The sequence below is a fragment of the Exiguobacterium mexicanum genome (assembly GCF_005960665.1).
GTDB classification, from domain to species: Bacteria; Bacillota; Bacilli; order Exiguobacteriales; family Exiguobacteriaceae; genus Exiguobacterium; species Exiguobacterium mexicanum_A.
Map to the genome: position 1 here is coordinate 72,501 of NZ_CP040676.1, position 18,600 is coordinate 91,100.

Sequence of the window (18,600 nt, forward strand, 5' to 3'; positions counted from 1 at the left end):
GCTCAACGGATAAAAGCTACCCTGGGGATAACAGGCTGATCTCCCCCAAGAGTCCACATCGACGGGGAGGTTTGGCACCTCGATGTCGGCTCATCGCATCCTGGGGCTGGAGTAGGTCCCAAGGGTTGGGCTGTTCGCCCATTAAAGCGGTACGCGAGCTGGGTTCAGAACGTCGTGAGACAGTTCGGTCCCTATCCGTCGTGGGCGCAGGAAATTTGAGGAGAGCTGTCCTTAGTACGAGAGGACCGGGATGGACGCACCGCTGGTGTACCAGTTGTTCCGCCAGGAGCATCGCTGGGTAGCTACGTGCGGACGGGATAAGTGCTGAAAGCATCTAAGCATGAAGCCCCCTCCGAGATGAGATTTCCCTTTGAGCAATCAAGAAAGACCCCTCAGAGACGATGAGGTAGATAGGTCATGGGTGGAAGCACGGCGACGTGTGGAGCTGAATGATACTAATCGGTCGAGGCTTTGATCTAGTCTAAGGTTTGTATGAATTGATGAGTCTTCAGTTTTCAGGGAACAACCCTGAAATGGATTGACACGCCCTCGAGGCGATGTTAATATTCTTTTGTCTGGTGGCGATAGCGAAGCGGCCACACCCGTTCCCATGCCGAACACGGAAGTTAAGCGCTTCAGCGCCGAAAGTAGTTGGGGGTCTCCCCCTGTGAGGATAGGACGCTGCCAGGCAAGATCGTTCCGCAATAGCTCAGTGGTAGAGCAACCGGCTGTTAACCGGTAGGTCGTAGGTTCAAATCCTACTTGCGGAGCCATATTAAGGCCCGTTGGTCAAGCGGTTAAGACACCGCCCTTTCACGGCGGTAACACGGGTTCGAATCCCGTACGGGTCACCATTTGGAGGATTAGCTCAGCTGGGAGAGCACCTGCCTTACAAGCAGGGGGTCGGCGGTTCGATCCCGTCATCCTCCACCATTTAATTTTAACCAATCAAACCATATATGCCGGTGTAGCTCAGTTGGTAGAGCATCTGACTTGTAATCAGAGGGTCGAGGGTTCGAATCCTTTCGCCGGCACTCCTTGGGGGGGTAGCGAAGTGGCTAAACGCGGCGGACTGTAAATCCGCTCCCTCGGGTTCGGCGGTTCGAATCCGCCCCCCCCCACCAGGTTTGAGCCATTAGCTCAGTTGGTAGAGCATCTGACTTTTAATCAGAGGGTCGCAGGTTCGAGCCCTGCATGGCTCACCATGTTTTTGCGGAAGTAGTTCAGTGGTAGAATACGACCTTGCCAAGGTCGGGGTCGCGGGTTCGAATCCCGTCTTCCGCTCCATATTTTTCCCTTTAAGGGGCCTTAGCTCAGCTGGGAGAGCGCCTGCCTTGCACGCAGGAGGTCAGCGGTTCGATCCCGCTAGGCTCCACCATTTGTTTTTTTCTTAAGTTACTTATGACTTAAGTTTTTTTTTGCCTAAATCCATGAACCATTCACTTGAGAGTACAGAGAAAGGCAGCCTGCCACCATTCAGGCTGCCCTTTTGTATGTTTATTCATCATGATGTGAAGTTGAACCACGACTTTGGTAGCGTTTACAATGAAGATATTAAACGTTCAAGGGGGAAATGGGGATGAATTGGTCATATATTGAAGTTCCGCTTCGCTATGGACAGGGGAAACATGGCGTAGAGCAAGGTCCATCAAAGTTACGCACACTTGGATTGGAGACATTATTACCGGCCTCAACGAAGCGACAGACGATTCGGGTGTTACCTGAATCTGAAATGATCAACAGTGAAGAGCATTTGAAACGCGTAGACGGGGTGTTATACACGGTCCAAGAACTGGCAGAAGTCGTCGATATCGAGATACAGGCGAAACGATTCCCCTTGATCGTTGGGGGCGATCACAGCATGGCAATCGGAACGCTAGCGGGTCTTGCCAAAACAGGACCGTACGGCGTCATCTGGGTCGACGCACATGCTGATTTGAATACGGGAGAAACGTCTCCATCGGGCAATATTCATGGCATGCCGCTTGCTGCGGCGCTGGGAATGGGAGATATTCGCTTGACTGAAGTCGGCGGACGTGAACCCAAACTCGCGCCTGAGCACTTGGTCTATATGGCGCTTCGAGACATCGATGAAGGTGAGATTCGAGAAATCAATCGTCTTGGCATTAAAGTCATCACGGTCGAAGAAATTCGGACGCGGGGCGTCGACGTCATGATGGAAGAAGCACTCGCTTATTTGCGCGCACGTGTCGATCGCTTCTATCTCAGTTTCGACATGGACAGCTTGGACGCAAAACTTGTGCCAGGTACCGGGACGCCGGTCGATCAAGGTCTGACGGCCGCGGAAGGAAAAGCGATCTTGGCCGAAGCGATGAAGGCAGACGATCTGATTGCGATTGAGTTGGTTGAATTGAATCCGGCGCTTGACCATGAAGATACGACGACCCAGTTGGCGTTTGAGTTGTGCGAGACGATTTTGAAATCCAAAGAAAACCTGTTATTGGAAGGTGAAACTGTCTGATGACCTTACGGTTTCCAAGTCCCTTTGCTACAATGGACTTGGGAACTTTTTTTTGTTGTCACGATTTTTTTGAAACCTACATAGAAAATGATTCGTATAGAAAGATGACCGCATAGGTTGCGGAGAGGGGAAGTGGATTGATGGAACGGCTGACCACCCGTTTAGTAGACGAATTGAGGTCGGGGAATCATGATTCGTTTGCTGAGCTGGTAGAACTGTACAAGGATGGTGTCTTTGCTGTCGCTTATAAGATATTATATGATCGTGGCGAAGCGGAAGACGCAGCCCAGGAGACGTTCATTCGGGCGTATACCCGGATTGATACGTACGATCCTCAGTACAAGTTCAAGACGTGGCTCTATCGCATTGCAACGAACGTCGCAATCGATCGTCTCAGAAAACGAAAGCCGGAGTATTCGATGGATGCCGAGATTGCGGGCACCGACGGCTTGACCTATCAGGACCATTTGGCTGATGAAGCACCCCAACCCGATGCCCAAGTCGTTCATCGCGAAATTCGAGGCGAGATGCATGACGCGATTAAGCAGTTGCCCGATAAGTATCGGATTCCGCTCCTGCTGAAGTACGTGGATGATTTATCGCTCAAAGAGATTAGCGTCATGATCGATATGCCGGTCGCTACGGTTAAAACAAGGATCTTCCGGGGAAGAGAAATGTTAAAGACAATCTTTCAAAACAGGGAGGGGTTCAATTGACTCCTGAAGAAAAAGTACAACAATATTTGGAAGATGGCATCCTGCCCGAAGAATCTGACGAACTACGTCACTTGTTGGAGGACGACGACTTATATGAAGCGTACCTTCAATACGAACGAATAGATGCCGAACTGAAGGCCTTACCACGGCCGAAACTATCCGATGATTTTACAGCCCGTGTGATGGCATCTCTACCGGACGCGAAAGCACGGGTAGAGGTCACACCGGTGACTCGATTTGAAGAAAAAGTCCAGACGAAACGCAAACCACCATCCAAATGGATGACGTGGTTCCGTAAGCATCCAGGACTGATGGCGGCCGCCTTATTCTTCAGTTTGATGTCGAGCGCGACGCTCGGCCTATGGAACGAATCGACAGAGACGATGACGTACACGAAAGTGCCGGGCATCGTTGTCACGTCAAACGAGGTCGTCATCCCGGAAGGCGTTACCGTCGAGCGGGATATCACGGTCCAAGGCGGGGACCTTCGAATTGAAGGGACCGTCAATGGGAACGCGACGGCTGTAAATGGTCGGGCTTATCTGGCTAGCGCTGGAGAAGTCACAGGAGAACTTGAGCAGATCGATCGGATGTTTGAGTGGATGTGGTATTCGTTCAAACAAATCTTCTAACGGAGACGCCGGAGACGGCGTCTTTTTGTGTTCGTTTCAATCTGGTTTCGTTTTATTGTCTAGCGATGCGCGGTTTCGGAAATGTGATATAATGTAATTTGCACGAATTGGCTAGGTAGTTGAGGAGGGGAGCATTTGCCGCTACTTGAACAGGTATCATTCTTATCATTTTTTAGTCTTTCAGAGAACGTACATTGGTACGATTATTTGAATGACGTTTTAGATATTGTCGTCGTCACGTATGTCATCTATAAGTTGATGATGATTGTACGTGGGACAAAAGCGGTCCAATTGATTAAAGGGATTTCCATCATCCTTGTCAGCTGGTTCCTCAGTGGGTTCTTTGGGTTGAAGACGTTACAGTTCTTATTGAATCAAATCATCACATATGGACTACTTGGGATCATTATCATCTTCCAACCAGAACTCCGAAGAGGACTCGAGCATTTAGGACGAACAAGTAATTTGTTCGGCCGAACGAGCACGAGCGATGAGGATAAGCAACGTCAAATGATCGAAGCGATCGTCAGTTCGGCGCAATACATGTCAAAACGTCGCATCGGTGCATTGATTGCGATTGAACGCGATACGGGCTTGAATGAGTACGTCGAGACCGGGATTCGCATGGATTCGCACATCACATCACAACTGATCATCAACCTTTTCATTCCAAACACCCCGCTGCATGACGGGGCGATGATTATCCAGGACGGGAAAATTGCGGCCGCGGCTTGTTATTTGCCGTTGTCCGAGAGCCCGCACATCGATAAAGCGTTAGGGACACGACACCGGGCCGCCATCGGGGTCAGTGAAGTGACTGATAGCGTGACCCTCACCGTCTCTGAAGAAACAGGCGCCGTGTCACTCGCGATTGCCGGTCGTCTGTATCGAGAGCTGGATGAGGAGGCACTTCGCAATAAGTTGATCCAAGAACTCGTTATTGAAGAAAAAGAGACGACGCTCTCGTTCTTTAATAAAAAAGGGGGGGACAAGTAAGTGATTGATCAGTGGTTACAACATAAATGGTTTCTCCGCATCATCGCACTTGCTTTAGCCATCCTGCTTTATTTCATGGTCGCCGAAACGAGTTCGTCGACCAACTCCACGAATGCCCTCCCGATCGTCGGACAAAGTTCGATGACGCTCGACGTTCCCGTCGAAGTGTTCTTCGATGAGGTGCAGTACGTGGCATATAACGTTCCAGAAGAAATGAACGTTGAACTTCAAGGACCATCTAGCAGTTTAACGATGACGAAATTGGTGAAAGATTATCAAGTCTTCGTCGATTTAACGAATCTCGGGACCGGCTTCCACCGTGTTCCGGTTGAGGCACGCGGCTTTGGCGGAGACGTCAACGTCAAGCTCGAACGGGATACAGTAGAAATTTACATCGACCGTAAACAGACAATTGAAGTTCCCGTATCGGTCAACCTTTTGAACAAAGAGCAGTTGCCAGAAGGGAAAGTGGTCGGTGACGCCGATATTGAACCGGCAACGGTGAAAGTGTCGGGCGGTGCCAGTCGGATTCAAAACGTCAAAGAGATCACGTTGAACGTCGATGTCGCCAACCAAAGTCAAACGTTCACGCGAGAATTGACGCCGACGATTTTAGATGCGAACGGCAATCCGCTCAACGTGACTGTTGAACCGAACATCATCAGTGTGTCGGTCCCGGTCTACGAACAAAGTGCCGTCTTCCCGATCGAAGCAGTCACGACTGGTGAAGTGGCCGACGATTACAGACTGGTCGATACGTTGCTTGAAGAGACGGAAGTCCGTGTCTTTGCGCCACAAGACGTGCTCGATGCGATCGACACCGTGGAGACGGAGCCGATTGATTTAGACGGCATCGACAAGACCGGGAAAGTGACCGCCAATCTCGCTTTGCCAGAAGGCGCTTCATCCCTTGCGACAAAGCAAGTGGAAGTCCAATTGCTCGTCCGGGCTGCAGATGAGACGCGAGACGACACAGGCGAATTGACGGAACGGGTTCGCTTGACGGTCCCTGTGACCGTGCGGGGGTATGACCGGACCAACTTTACGCTCCAAGCTCCTGAAGTGATTGGAGTGACGTTGTCCGGGAAGCGATCCCTGTTGGAAAACATCACGTCGAACAGTGTGAGTGTGACCTTGGACTTGACAGGTCTCCCGAGCGGACTGCATGGGGTCGACGTCGATTATGAAGTACCAAAAGGTGTGACCGTCGTCTCACCGAAAACGATCGACATTGAGTTGACGAGTGTCGATGAACAAACCGAAACGTCCTCGATTCAATGAGGCGTTCAATCATACAAAAGTGAGGAATTGAATTCATGGGTAAATATTTTGGAACTGATGGAGTCCGCGGTGTCGCGAACTCAGAATTGACAGCAGAATTAGCATATCGTTTAGGTCGTGCGGGCGGCTACGTGTTATCGAAACACTTGCCAGCCGGCGAACAGCCAAAAGTTTTGATTGGCCGTGACACACGCATTTCAGGCCACATGCTTGAAGGTGCACTCATCGCGGGTCTCCTATCAATCGGAGCCGAAGTGATGCGTCTCGGCGTCATCTCGACGCCAGGTGTCGCTTATTTGACGAAGTCGCTTGATGCAACAGCCGGTGTCATGATCTCGGCATCGCACAACCCGGTCGCGGATAACGGCATCAAGTTCTTTGGTAGCGACGGCTTCAAGCTCGATGACGCGACAGAAGCGGAAATCGAAGCGATTTTGGATGCGGCGGAAGACACGTTGCCACGCCCGGTCGGGAAAGACCTCGGCTTTGTCTCGGATTACTATGAAGGTGCACAGAAGTACCTTCAAATGTTGAAACAGACGGTCGACGAAGATTTCGACGGTCTCCATATTGCCCTTGACTGCGCCCATGGTGCGACGAGCGGATTGGCAGCACGTCTGTTTGCTGACCTCGAGGCGAACGTCTCGACGATCGGAAACTCGCCGAACGGCTTGAACATCAACGAAGGTGTCGGCTCGACACACCCTGAGCACTTGGCACAGTTCGTTCGTGAAAAAGGAGCGGACATGGGTCTCGCCTTTGACGGCGACGGCGACCGCTTGATTGCGATCGATGAGAACGGTGATATCGTCGACGGCGATAAAATCATGTACATCTGCGGGAAGTACTTGAGCGAGAAAGGCCGTCTCAAAGACAACACAATCGTTGCGACGGTCATGAGTAACCTCGGCTTCCATAAAGCGGTTGAAGATGCTGGCATGACGGCGCTTCAGACGGCGGTCGGTGACCGTTATGTCGTCGAAGAGATGAAGAAACACAACTACACACTCGGTGGCGAGCAGTCGGGTCACCTCATCTTCCTCGACCACTCGACGACGGGAGACGGCATGCTCTCTGGCGTTCAACTCGCTCAAATCGTGAAGACGACAGGCCGCAAGTTGTCAGAACTCGCGGCTGAGATGCCGGTCTACCCACAAAAACTCGTCAACATCCGTGTCACGGATAAGAATGAAGCGATGAACGGCGACCGTGTGCTCGCGACGATTCAAGAAGCGGAAGCAGAAATGAACGGCAACGGCCGCATCCTCGTCCGCGCTTCTGGTACGGAGCCGCTCGTACGCGTCATGGCGGAAGCACCGACTTCGGAAGAATGTGACCGTTATGTCGAACGAATCGCACAAGTTGTCCGCGAAGATTACGGTGTAGAAGGATAATTCTGTCGAAATAGGGAATAAAACAAGGGAATCCGTCCTCGGGTTCCCTTTTTGTTTCCGTTTTGTCACTGTGAAATTATGTGATTTTCTTGACGAATGGAGGTGTGATTTGTACTATTAAGAGCGTGACCTTAGAAACGGAAGGACACCCAGTACGAAACAAGCGCCAGAACTCTTCGGAGTTGACGAGGTTGGAGGTTATCGAGTTTTCGGCGGATGCCTCCTAGTCGCCTGTCACGACTACAAGCAAACCCTCAAAACGCCCGGGCGACCGGACGGCCAAAGGGGAGCGCGTTGACAGCTCTTAGAAAAAGCCCGTTTCCTTTTTCGAGAAATCGAATATAGAGGAGATTTTTGTATGTGTGGAATTGTAGGAATGATTGGGAATACCGGAGCGAAGGAAATCCTTCTCAAAGGTCTTGAAAAACTCGAGTACCGCGGTTACGACTCGGCAGGTCTTGCTTTGATGCATGATAACGTGAACGTGCATAAAGAAGTCGGCCGGATTGCTGCGCTACGCGAAGTCGTCCCAGCAGAAGTAGATGGCACGATTGGAATCGGCCACACACGATGGGCAACACACGGGGTGCCGAGCGTGCCGAACGCCCACCCGCACCAGAGCACGACGGGCCGCTTCACGCTCGTCCACAACGGTGTCATCGAGAACGACGAACAGATCAAGGCGACACTCGACGTGCCGTTCCTCTCGGAGACGGACACGGAAGTCATCGTCCAGTTGATGGAGAAGAACTTCGTCGAACTCGGCGACGTCGAGGCGGCGTTCCGCAAGACGTTGTCTGAGCTCCACGGCTCGTACGCGATCGCGATGATCGACTCGGAAGATAAAGAACGCCTCTATATCGGCAAGAACAAGTCACCGCTCCTCGTCGGACTCGGCGACGGCACGTTCAACGTCGTGGCGTCTGACGCGATGGCGATGCTCCAAGTGACGGACCAGTACCTCGAGCTCCACGACGGCGAAATCGTCATCTTGACGCGCGAATCGGCGACGATCAAGACACTCGACGGCGAAGTCCTCGAACGTGCCCCGTATACGGCCGAGATCGATGCGTCAGACATCGAGAAAGGCACGTACGCGCACTACATGTTGAAAGAGATGGACGAGCAACCAGCCGTCATCCGCAACATCATCCAGCACTACCAGAACGACGCCGGTGACATCGAGCTCACGGAAGGCGTGCGCTCGCTCGTCTCAGAAGCGGACCGCATCTATATCGTCGCCTGTGGTACGAGCTACCACGCTGGTCTCGTCGGCAAGCAATTGATTGAGCGCGTCGCAGGTGTGCCGACAGAAGTGCACGTCGCTTCAGAATTCGGTTACAACATGCCGCTCCTCACGGAGAAGCCGTTGTTCCTCTTCATCTCACAATCAGGTGAGACAGCGGACAGCCGGGCCGTCCTCGTCGAAGTGAAGAAGCGCGGCTACAAGGCGCTCACACTCACGAACGTTGCCGGTTCGACGCTCTCACGTGAAGCGAACGAAACGATGCTCCTCCACGCCGGCCCGGAGATCGCGGTCGCATCGACGAAAGCATACACGGCCCAAATCGCCGTGCTCGCCATCCTCGCCTACGACATCGCTCGTGCGAACGGCAAGAAGCTTCCGTTTGACCTCATGACAGAGCTCGCGCGTGTCGCGACGATCATGGACTCGGTCATGGCTCAAAAAGAAATCTTTGAGCAATTGGCAGACAAGTTCTTGAAAGAGTCGCGCAACGCGTTCTTCCTCGGTCGCGGCATGGACTCATACGTCGGTCTCGAAGGTGCCCTCAAGCTCAAAGAGATCTCGTATATCCAAGCAGAAGGCTACCCAGGTGGTGAGCTCAAGCACGGACCGATCGCCTTGATTGAAGATGGCACACCGGTCATCACGCTCGTCTCGCAACCGAACACGCACCTCAACATCCGTGGAAACATCAAGGAAGTTGTCGCCCGTGGCGCCGTTGCCTGCACGATCTCGATGGAAGGCATGGAACACGAGAGTGATTCATTCGTCTTGCCGCGTGTCGAGCCACTGCTCACGCCGCTCGTGACGGTATTACCGCTTCAACTCATCTCGTATTACGCGGCTCTTGCGCGTGATTGCGATGTCGACAAGCCACGTAACTTGGCGAAATCAGTCACAGTCGAATAAACGGTAGGCCAAGATCTTTCGGGATCTTGGCTTTTTTTGTTGTGATTTACGTCATGCGAACCGGCTTGTATACTGAAGGTATAACGACTAAGGAGAGAACGCCATGCGAATCCAACTAGTTAACACATTCATCCTGCCGGAGGACGTGCGTTCATAAGTTGGCCACCTCCTCCGATGATTCACTGTATTGGAACAAACTATCGGAGGAACCATACAATTGAAGATTCAACAGCTTTACTATGCGGTCACGAGTTCGCGCTCGCTCATCATACAGATGGTGTTCACGTTGAACGCCATCTATTATGTGACGACCGCCGAGTTGAATGCGTTACAACTCGTCTTGATCGGAACGATTTTAGAAGTATCGATTTTACTATTCGAGCTGCCCACCGGTCTCGTCGCCGATTTATATGGACGGAAGCAGTCGATGGTCATCGGCATCGGTTTGATTGGACTGGCCCATTTGCTAGAAGGGGGCATCCCTGAATTTTGGGCCATCGCGGTCGCGTCAGCGCTATGGGGTATCGGCTGGGCGTTCATCAGCGGGGCCGAACAGGCATGGATTGCCGATGAGATGGGGAATGACGGGTTAGAACAAGTGTTTTTGCGAGGCGCTCAATATAGTTCGCTCGGCCGCTTCGTCGGAATTGGGCTTGCCGTGCTCCTCGCCGAAGTCACGTCCGTCCAAACGACAATCGTGCTCGCCGGTGGGATGTTGGTCATGCTCGCGATCATCGCATGGCGCGTCTTGCCAGAGACGCGGTTCGAACCGATCACGCGGGCCGATACGTCGAACCTCGCGCAAGCAAAACGGACGGTTCGGGACGGATACACCCATATCCGTGGCAATTCGATTCTCGTCGGCTTGGCTGCCATCACGCTCGTCTGGGGTCTCGCTAGTGAAGGATTCGACTGGTTATGGGGCGCGCATTTGATTGAGACGTTCCAGTTGTCGGAACAGGCGGCCGTGTATTGGTTCGGCTTGTTCTATGCCGTCGCGTTTCTATTCAACATGCTGGTGTTGAAAGGTGTCGAGCTATACGTCAAAGGACACTATGCGACGACCTTGTTTTGGTTCAACGTGTTGCTCATCGTTGCGATGCTTGCTTTTGCTTCGATCGGACAGTTTTGGTTGGCCGTGTTGTTGTATTGGACGATTGCGGCACTGCGTAACGTGCACTACCCGCTCATGAGCGTCATGACGAACGAGCGGCTCCCGTCGAAAGGCCGGGCGACGATTTTGTCGATGTTCGGTCAGGTCGACGCGTTCGGTCAAGTCGCCGGGGGTCCGCTGGTTGGACTGCTCGCCCTGTACACGTCGATTCAAGGAGGGCTCGGGGCAGCGGCGCTCTTGCTCGTCCCGATGTTGGTTTTCTTGAGAAAAATCAAGCACCATTGAGGCAAAGACCGTCCCGTGATTCGTTCGAGGGCGGTCTTTTTATGTGTCAAACTGCTAACAAATCATCGTATCGGTCTTAAAAACGTCTCATCACCTCGATAGCAGGGTAACGTATACACATAAAGACGTAAGGGAGAGATTCGATGAGACAGAAAAAATGGATGACGGGTTTGAGCGCGATGTTGCTCGCGACGACTTTGGCAGCTTGTGGGGATGCCGAGGAAGAACAGACGAGCGATTCGACAGAAGAACATTCGGACCATTCGATGATGGACCATTCGGGATCAGGAGAGGTGCCGAGCGGGTTAAGTGAAGCGACAGATCCGACGTTCCCGGTCGGGTCGACCGCGATGATGACGGCCGACCACATGCCGGGCATGGATGGCACCGAAGCGACAATCGTCGGTGCATATGACACGACCGTCTATTCGGTTTCTTATACCCCGACGGATGGAGGTGACCCGGTCGAAGATCACAAGTGGGTCATCCATGAAGAACTCGACAATCCAGGTGAGGCACCGTTAGAAGAAGGGACCGAAGCTACTCTGGCCACAGACCACATGGACGGGATGGACGGCGCCGAGGCGACGATTGATTCGGCCGAACAGACGACGGTGTATATGGTCGACTTCACCACAAACGACGGGGAAGACGTCACGAACCATAAATGGGTCACAGAGGATGAACTCGAAGCCATGAACTAAGGATGAACCTCAGAGAAATCTGAGGTTTTTATTTATTTACGATGATTATTTATTGATAAACGATAAAAGTGAGGTTATGATGAAGCTATCAAACGAAGTGAGGTGGCTTCATCATGAAACGAGAGACGGTTTTTTTACGGCTGGCCGTATTCGTTCTGGCTGTCCCGATTGTGGCGGCCTGCTTGTTTTTGCTTCCATACATTTGGCGCGAGGCGGTCGAGAGCGGGAGTTGGATTGAGGACTCAATTCGCCCGATTGTGATTGGCATGTACGTATCGGCCATCCCGTTCTTCATTGCGCTGTTCCAAGCGTTCATGTTGCTACGGTTGATTGACCGCGACGAAGGGTTCTCGTATCGGGCTGTCCAATCACTCCGCATGATCAAGTATTGTGCGTTGACGATCACGGCCGTTTATATCGGGACGCTCCCGTTCTTCTACTGGTTCGCCGAGCGAGATGATGCGCCTGGGTTCCTTCTCATCGGGCTTGTCTTTGTGTTTGCCGCGTTCGTCGTCGCCGTATTCGCGGAACTGTTACAGAAACTATTGAAGCGTGCCATCGACATGAAGCAAGAAAATGATTTGACGGTCTGAGGTGAGATAGATGGCGATTATCGTAAATCTTGACGTAATGTTGGCGAAACGAAAGATTAGTGTGACCGAGCTGTCTGAAAAAGTGGGCATCACAATGGCAAACTTGTCGATTTTAAAGACGGGCAAAGCGAAAGCAATTCGTTTCTCGACGCTCGAAGCAATCTGTCAGGCGCTCGACTGTCAGCCGGGCGACATTTTAGAATATCGGGAAGAGTGATGGACAGGGCGAGCGCCCTGTTTTTTTGTGGAGTTTGAAACATTTTCCATCACGTTGCGTATAAGACAGGAAAGAGGAACGAAAAGGGGAAACGAGATGATTCAGACATGGAATGAACGGGCGCACAAAGCGTTAAAAGGAAAGGCAGGGCTATTACTCATCTGGTCGTTCGCCTGCTCTGTGATGTTAGAATTGGGGTTGATGGCAGACCCGACTTATTACGGTTTGACGGTGGAGTCACTGCCGCTGACCGTGCTCAGTTTAGGTGGCATCTTAGTTTATATCGCCCTTTATCCGGTTAACGTCGGATACAACTGGCTCATCTTAAAGACGGTACGAGATCAGCCGATTCGCTGGAGTGATGTGTTCGACCCGTTTCGTCACCGCTATGGAAAACATTTGCTCGCAACAATTCTCGTCATATTGTTCCAAGTACTATGGACATTGTTGCTAGTCGTACCAGGAATCATAAAGTATTTCTCGTATGCGTTCACATACTTCATCTTACGCGACGAACCAGAACTGTCTGCTACAGAGGTAATCACAAAATCGAGAACGATGATGCGCGGACGAAAGTGGGATGCGTTCAAACTCATTTTGCCATTCGTTCCGATGTATCTAGTCGGTTTGACTTTTTATATACAACTTGATTTGGTCATCCTCGGGTCATGGATTTTCCTCGTCGCACTAGCACTCATCCGCCCGTTCATCGTCAGCCGTTTCGCCGTCATGTATGAAGACGCGCGTATCGAGTATGACGAGCAGTGGAATCGCTCGGCGTGAAGCGCATCGGTTCCGGCGTATGAGTCCTCGGGCATGATACAATCTTCCTGACAGAAGGGGGAATGGACATGAACATCGGTATTATTGGTGCCGGACTGAGCGGGATTGTCGCAGCACGCGACCTCGCCCGTCACGGCCATACAGTTGAATTGATTGAGAAGAGTCGGAGCGTCGGGGGACGCTTGGCGACGAGGCGGATCGGAGACGGCAAAGCCGATCAAGGAGCTGTCTATTTCACCGTACGAGGGGAAGAACTCAAACAAGATGTCGCCGACTGGCAGATGGAAGGGTGGGTGAACGTCTGGTACGCTGACCCGTATCCGCGCTACGTCGCCGTCGACGGGATGAACGCCTTGGCCAAACGGTTGGCTGACGGATTGACCGTCCATTTGAACGAACGGGCCGAGACGGTCACGACACGAGATGGTCAGGTCAGCGTCCAGACGGATGTGACGACGCGGCAGTATGACCGTCTCCTCATCACGTCGCCGCTCCCGCAGACGCTCGACTTGCTCGCAGATTTTCCGATCGATGCGGCGTTACGTGAATTGACGTACGCCCCGACGTTTGTCGGCTTGTTCGAATTGGCAAGCGATACTCGCATCGGTCCGGACGGGATTCTCGATACAGACTTGGTGCCGGGTATCTTGAAAGTCATCAACAACCGCCAAAAAGGCATCTCGGCGACCGAACTCGTCAGCGTCTATATGGACGAGTCGTGGAGCGAGGAGTGGTATGAACGAGCGGACGAAGACACGCTTCGTGAGATTGAGCGCCTGTTGCAAACGGTGACAGGGTCGGCGGTGATTCAATCGAGGCAGTTGAAACGGTGGCGCTATGCGCAGGCGACCGACGTCTGGAACGAGCCTTACCATCGATTGCGTGACGAGCCGATTTTCTTGGCCGGTGACGTCTTCCTCGAGCCGGATGACACTTCAGGCCGGACTCGGTTCGAGAGCGCGTACGTCTCAGGACTCCGTGTCGCGGAAGCGATGCGTTAAACCTTCTTCGGAAGGTTTTTTCATGACCGTGCCGAATAGTCAGACATATGAATTGGAGAGGGGAATCAGACATGGGGATGGTTGGCGCATACATGCGGGTATCGGTCGAAGAGTTGACAGCACTGCTTCAAGAGCCGGAGCGTTTCGAGCGACTGTTAGAAGATAAGGAACGACAGACCGATATCGATAAGGCGTGGCACGGTCTTTACTTTTTATTGACCGGGGCGACCGATTTGAACGAGATCGACCGTCATTCGCTCGGGAAGGCAGTCTTCGGAGGGGATGTCATCGACGAAGAGACGGGCATCGCCTATTTGATGCCGGGAGAAGTCGAGGACTTGTCGACCTGACTTCAATACATCGAGCTGGAGGCGCTAGAAGCGCGCTACGACGTCGCGACGATGAATGAGCAGGAACTGTGTACCCATTTGAACGGGAGTGGGGACTCGAGGAAAAACAGTACTTATTGGACCAGTTCGATGAGTTGAAACGTGTCTTCGCCCAGGCGTCGAGACAGCGGGAGGCGCTCGTCACATGGATCGGGTAAGCGTAAAGGCGTTACGTCTTCAAGATGAGGCGTTGCTGTATGAGTTCGAGTGCGAGAATCGCACGTATTTCGAGCGTTCGGTTACGAGCCGAGGCGACACCTACTATGAGCCGGAATCATTCCATCAGGCGTTGCAGCAACTATTGAGCGAGCAGGCGGACGTGGACGGATGCTATTACTTGATGTGGTGCGACGATACAATCGTCGGGCGTCGGGACGTCCATCACACCGATGCCGACACTGGTGAGGTCGGTTACCGGGTCGGGGCGGAGCATGGGGGACGCGGGTATGCCACGGCGGCCCTGCGCCAATTGCTGACGTTCAAGTTGCCTGGATTCAAAGGATTGAGAGCTGAGACGACAAGCGACAACGTGGCGTCCCAACACGTATTAAGGGGTGCCGGTTTTATCCGTGACGGCGAGGTACGACAGATAGAATGGGGAGGACGAACGCTGACGTTTAATACGTATGTATATCCACTCGACCGGTGAAGGAACGACTTCATCGGTCGTTTTAGTTGACGGTTGATAGTTTAGGACATAAACTATCTTTATCTAGTTTAGGGGGTAAACCAAAATGAAAGAATTGATGCGGGAGGCCGTCCAGTTGTTCGAAGAGGTCATGTTCCAAGGTGCGGAGCATGTCATCGAGGCGATGGACGGTGACGTCTGGCATGACTATTCGCGGGAACAACTGCAGCTACTCAAACTGCTCGAACAGTTCGGTCCGATTCAAGCCGGCCAGTTGGCCCAAAAACAAGGAGTTCATAAGAGCGCCGTCTCCAACCGGTTAAAAAAGCTCGTCGACAAAGAGCTCGTCGTCAGTCGACGCGGGCATGACCAGCGCGAGCGGTTGATCGAGTTGACGGAAGCCGGACATCGCATCGTCGAAGAAGCGGATGCGGCCGTCTACCGTTACGTTGAATCGTTGCTCGACGGAAACATCGAAGAGACAGAAATCGAACAGTTCGTCCGGACGTTCCGGAAAATTAAACAGCTGCTTCGAATTGGGGAGGAATAACACGTGCATAAAATCATCCAATGGCGCTGGGGCATCTTAATCGGTCTCATCGTCTTGACGGCCGCCTTGTTTGTGGTGGCGCCGAACTTGACGAAGCAGGCCGAACAAGCCGGCAGCTTCCAATTATCCGAGGACATGGACTCGCAGCGGGCGCAGGACATCTTGAACGCCGCCGGAAAGAGCGATAAGACGATCTCGCTCGTCTATGAGTTCGAAACGCTCGGTGATGCCGAACGGGCCGATATTTCCCGGGTCATCGGCGAGATGAAACAAAACGACACGGTCGTCAAAGACGTACTCGACCCGTTTGAAAATGAAGAGACGGAAGCACAGCTCGTCTCGGAGGACGGCCGCATCGTGCTCGTCCCAATCACGGTCGAAGGGTCGATGGAAGACATCAACGCCTTCGCGGACGACGTGCGGGCAAACATTCTCCCGGAAGACGAGACGGTCTACATCACAGGTGAAGAAATCATCAACAACGATGTGAACTTGAGTGCGCAGGAAGGCTTGAAGAAGACGGAAATCATCACGGTCGTCCTCATTTTCGGACTGCTCCTGCTCGTGTTCCGTTCAATCGTGACGCCGTTCATCCCGCTCATCGCGGTCGGATTCACGTATTTATTGAGCCAATCGTTCGTCGCATTCTTCGTCGATTGGTTTGGCTTCCCGGTCTCGAACTACACGCAGATTTTCCTCGTGGCCATCTTGTTCGGGATTGGAACCGACTATTGTATTTTGCTGCTCAGCCGGTATAAAGAAGAGCTCGGCGCGGGCCACGCGATTGAAGATGCCATCGTCAACACGTACAAGACAGCAGGGCGGACAGTCCTCATCAGCGGTCTTGCCGTGTTCGTCGGCTTTGCGGCCATCGGTTTCGCCGATTTTCCAATCTTCAAATCAGCCGTCGCCGTCGCGGTCGGGATTGCCGTGCTCTTGCTCATTCTCTTCACGGTCGTGCCGTTCTTTATGGCGACGCTCAAGCATCGTTTGTTCTGGCCATCGAAGAAGGCGGGCGAACATCACGACAGCCGTCTCTGGGAAGGATTCAGCCGTCTGTCGGTCAATCGACCGTTCGTTTCGATTCTCGTCGTCGCGTTGATCACGGTACCGGTGTTGTTCACGTATGACGATGCCCGGTCGTTCAATACGGTCGATGAGATCGGTGACGATTATGATTCCGTACGTGGGCTCAACTTGATTTCAGAAGGATTCGGGCAAGGAGAGTCGCTCCCGGTCCAGGTCATTCTAAAACAAGATGGCGCGTTGTCTGAAACAGATATTCCGTATATCGAGAAATTCTCGAATGAACTTGAAAAAATCGATGGTGTAAGCGGCGTTCGTTCCGTGACGCGGCCGACGGGTGACGTCATTGATGACTTTTATGTGGATACCCAGCTCGAACAAGTAAGTGCAGGATTGACGGAGGCCGAGACGGGTCTCGGCGACGTCCAAGAAGGACTCGCGCAAGTCGAGTCTGGGCTTGAAGCAATCGTCACTCAACTTCCTGCTGGTTCAACGAATGCCGGCGCCCCGCTCGCGGAAGCGGCAGCGGGACTTGGTCAATTGAACGCTCAGCTTGGTCTGATTGGCCAAGGACTCACGGCGACGCAAAATATTCCTGCGACCGTAACGCAGCTCGGGCAAGTGTCGGCCGGTCTCGGTCAAATCGAGGCAGGCATTAACGAGGCAGCTACGGCATTGACGGCACAAGGCGCCCAAGCCGGAGAACTCGGAACGGGTCTCGGACAACTTGCCGCAGGTGTCGGTGAAGCGAACGCAGGGCTCGCTCAAATCGAGACTGGCATCAATGAAGCGGCAGCATTCCTATCAGACCTGAGTAGCTCGGACAGCCTGCGCGATACGGGCGTCTATCTACCGGAAGGGACGCTCACGTCAGAGGAGTTCGCTCCAGCTGTCGAGCGCTACGTGTTTGACGACGGGACGGCGACACAGCTCGAGGTCATCCTCGAGATGGACCCATATTCGCCGGAAGCGATTGACACGGTCGAGACCGTGAAAGCGACGATGGACCGGGTCGTCACCGATACGCCGTTCGCGGAGGCGACAATCGGATATGCCGGTATCTCGAGCATTAACAGCGACTTGAATGAGACGTCGACGAACGACTTCAATCGGACGGTCGCCATCATGCTTGTGACGTTGTTCCTCGTCTTGACGGTGTTATTCCGCTCGATGGTCATGCCGCTCTATATGATCGGCTCGCTCTTACTGACGTATTACACGTCGGCGGCCATCACGGAGCTCATCTTCGTCGAAGGACTCGGTTATGACGGCATCAGTTGGGCTGTTCCGTTCTTCGGGTTCGTCATGTTGATCGCCCTCGGCATCGACTATTCGATTTTCCTGCTCGATCGGTTCCGCGAGGAGTCAATCAACGGGATGACGGTTCGCGATGCGCTCGTCCATTCGATGACGAAGATGGGGACGGTCATCATGACCGCGGCCGTCATCCTCGCCGGAACGTTCGGGGCGATGATTCCGTCTGGCGTGCTCAGTCTCGTCCAGATTGCGACAATTGTTATCACCGGACTGTTGTTATACGGATTGATTGTGTTGCCACTGCTCATCCCAGCGATCACCGTATCGTTCGGGGACGGGGTATGGTGGCCATTTAAACAAAAAAGTAAAGATAGAGACTAAATTTTGCGATGGACAG

General features: G+C 52.9%; 18 protein-coding genes, 8 tRNA genes and 2 rRNA genes (1 of these 28 cut by a window edge). All 28 read left to right on the forward strand.

Annotation, left to right across the window (positions count from 1 at the left end; genetic code table 11):
• Window positions 1–479 (forward strand): 23S ribosomal RNA (locus FED52_RS00775); it begins 2,435 nt to the left of the window's first position.
• 95 nt (window positions 480–574) lie between these two features.
• Window positions 575–690, forward strand: a 5S ribosomal RNA gene (gene rrf, locus FED52_RS00780).
• A gap of 8 nt (window positions 691–698) precedes the next feature.
• Window positions 699–773 (forward strand) — tRNA-Asn (locus FED52_RS00785).
• A gap of 6 nt (window positions 774–779) precedes the next feature.
• Window positions 780–854: transfer RNA gene (locus FED52_RS00790), tRNA-Glu, on the forward strand.
• A 3-nt stretch (window positions 855–857) separates the two neighbouring features.
• Window positions 858–933: transfer RNA gene (locus FED52_RS00795), tRNA-Val, on the forward strand.
• Between the two features lie 28 nt (window positions 934–961).
• Window positions 962–1,034, forward strand: a tRNA-Thr gene (locus FED52_RS00800).
• Between the two features lie 6 nt (window positions 1,035–1,040).
• Window positions 1,041–1,124, forward strand: a tRNA-Tyr gene (locus FED52_RS00805).
• A 5-nt stretch (window positions 1,125–1,129) separates the two neighbouring features.
• Window positions 1,130–1,205 (forward strand) — tRNA-Lys (locus FED52_RS00810).
• A gap of 7 nt (window positions 1,206–1,212) precedes the next feature.
• Window positions 1,213–1,287, forward strand: a tRNA-Gly gene (locus FED52_RS00815).
• A gap of 15 nt (window positions 1,288–1,302) precedes the next feature.
• Window positions 1,303–1,378 (forward strand) — tRNA-Ala (locus tag FED52_RS00820).
• Window positions 1,379–1,579: 201 nt separating this feature from the next.
• On the forward strand, window positions 1,580–2,482 hold the full coding sequence (rocF, locus tag FED52_RS00825; protein WP_138858569.1) for an arginase: 903 nt from the start codon (window positions 1,580–1,582) through the stop codon (window positions 2,480–2,482).
• A 140-nt stretch (window positions 2,483–2,622) separates the two neighbouring features.
• Entirely contained in the window at window positions 2,623–3,198 is a 576-nt protein-coding gene (gene sigW / locus FED52_RS00830) for an RNA polymerase sigma factor SigW (protein ID WP_114166576.1), read from the forward strand.
• On the forward strand, window positions 3,195–3,830 hold the full coding sequence (locus FED52_RS00835; RefSeq protein ID WP_034779766.1) for a bactofilin family protein: 636 nt from the start codon (window positions 3,195–3,197) through the stop codon (window positions 3,828–3,830). The genes sigW and FED52_RS00835 overlap by 4 nt, the downstream gene beginning before the upstream one ends.
• 135 nt (window positions 3,831–3,965) lie before the next feature.
• Window positions 3,966–4,826 carry a diadenylate cyclase CdaA gene (gene cdaA / locus FED52_RS00840; protein WP_138858570.1) on the forward strand — a complete coding sequence of 287 codons (861 nt, stop codon included), beginning with the start codon at window positions 3,966–3,968 and terminating at the stop codon, window positions 4,824–4,826.
• Window positions 4,827–6,107 (forward strand): CdaR family protein, encoded by a 1,281-nt coding sequence (locus FED52_RS00845; protein WP_138858571.1) that lies wholly within the window; start codon window positions 4,827–4,829, stop codon window positions 6,105–6,107.
• Window positions 6,108–6,142: 35 nt separating this feature from the next.
• Window positions 6,143–7,501 (forward strand): phosphoglucosamine mutase, encoded by a 1,359-nt coding sequence (glmM, locus tag FED52_RS00850; protein WP_021065183.1) that lies wholly within the window; start codon window positions 6,143–6,145, stop codon window positions 7,499–7,501.
• Between the two features lie 358 nt (window positions 7,502–7,859).
• Entirely contained in the window at window positions 7,860–9,656 is a 1,797-nt protein-coding gene (glmS, locus tag FED52_RS00855) for a glutamine--fructose-6-phosphate transaminase (isomerizing) (RefSeq protein ID WP_034779756.1), read from the forward strand.
• A 217-nt stretch (window positions 9,657–9,873) separates the two neighbouring features.
• A complete protein-coding gene (locus FED52_RS00860; RefSeq protein ID WP_138858572.1) occupies window positions 9,874–11,055 on the forward strand; it encodes an MFS transporter in 1,182 nt (393 codons plus the stop codon).
• 143 nt (window positions 11,056–11,198) lie between these two features.
• Complete coding sequence (locus tag FED52_RS00865; RefSeq protein WP_034779749.1) at window positions 11,199–11,759, forward strand: YdhK family protein; 561 nt, start codon at window positions 11,199–11,201, stop codon at window positions 11,757–11,759.
• Between the two features lie 113 nt (window positions 11,760–11,872).
• A complete protein-coding gene (locus tag FED52_RS00870; RefSeq protein WP_138858573.1) occupies window positions 11,873–12,352 on the forward strand; it encodes a DUF2975 domain-containing protein in 480 nt (159 codons plus the stop codon).
• Between the two features lie 10 nt (window positions 12,353–12,362).
• On the forward strand, window positions 12,363–12,569 hold the full coding sequence (locus tag FED52_RS00875) for a helix-turn-helix domain-containing protein (protein ID WP_138858574.1): 207 nt from the start codon (window positions 12,363–12,365) through the stop codon (window positions 12,567–12,569).
• Between the two features lie 96 nt (window positions 12,570–12,665).
• A complete protein-coding gene (locus FED52_RS00880; RefSeq protein WP_138858575.1) occupies window positions 12,666–13,352 on the forward strand; it encodes a DUF975 family protein in 687 nt (228 codons plus the stop codon).
• A 68-nt stretch (window positions 13,353–13,420) separates the two neighbouring features.
• Complete coding sequence (locus FED52_RS00885) at window positions 13,421–14,353, forward strand: NAD(P)/FAD-dependent oxidoreductase (RefSeq protein WP_240731276.1); 933 nt, start codon at window positions 13,421–13,423, stop codon at window positions 14,351–14,353.
• Between the two features lie 71 nt (window positions 14,354–14,424).
• A complete protein-coding gene (locus FED52_RS00890) occupies window positions 14,425–14,703 on the forward strand; it encodes a DUF1877 family protein (protein WP_167491715.1) in 279 nt (92 codons plus the stop codon).
• A gap of 68 nt (window positions 14,704–14,771) precedes the next feature.
• Window positions 14,772–14,900: a hypothetical protein gene (locus FED52_RS14005; RefSeq protein WP_276610414.1), complete on the forward strand. Its 129-nt coding sequence runs from the start codon at window positions 14,772–14,774 to the stop codon at window positions 14,898–14,900.
• On the forward strand, window positions 14,888–15,391 hold the full coding sequence (locus FED52_RS00895) for a GNAT family N-acetyltransferase (RefSeq protein ID WP_138858578.1): 504 nt from the start codon (window positions 14,888–14,890) through the stop codon (window positions 15,389–15,391). The genes FED52_RS14005 and FED52_RS00895 overlap by 13 nt, the downstream gene beginning before the upstream one ends.
• Before the next feature lie 85 nt (window positions 15,392–15,476).
• Entirely contained in the window at window positions 15,477–15,920 is a 444-nt protein-coding gene (locus FED52_RS00900; RefSeq protein WP_021065862.1) for a MarR family winged helix-turn-helix transcriptional regulator, read from the forward strand.
• Window positions 15,921–15,923: 3 nt separating this feature from the next.
• Window positions 15,924–18,584: an MMPL family transporter gene (locus tag FED52_RS00905; RefSeq protein ID WP_138858579.1), complete on the forward strand. Its 2,661-nt coding sequence runs from the start codon at window positions 15,924–15,926 to the stop codon at window positions 18,582–18,584.
• Window positions 18,585–18,600: the final 16 nt, after the last annotated feature.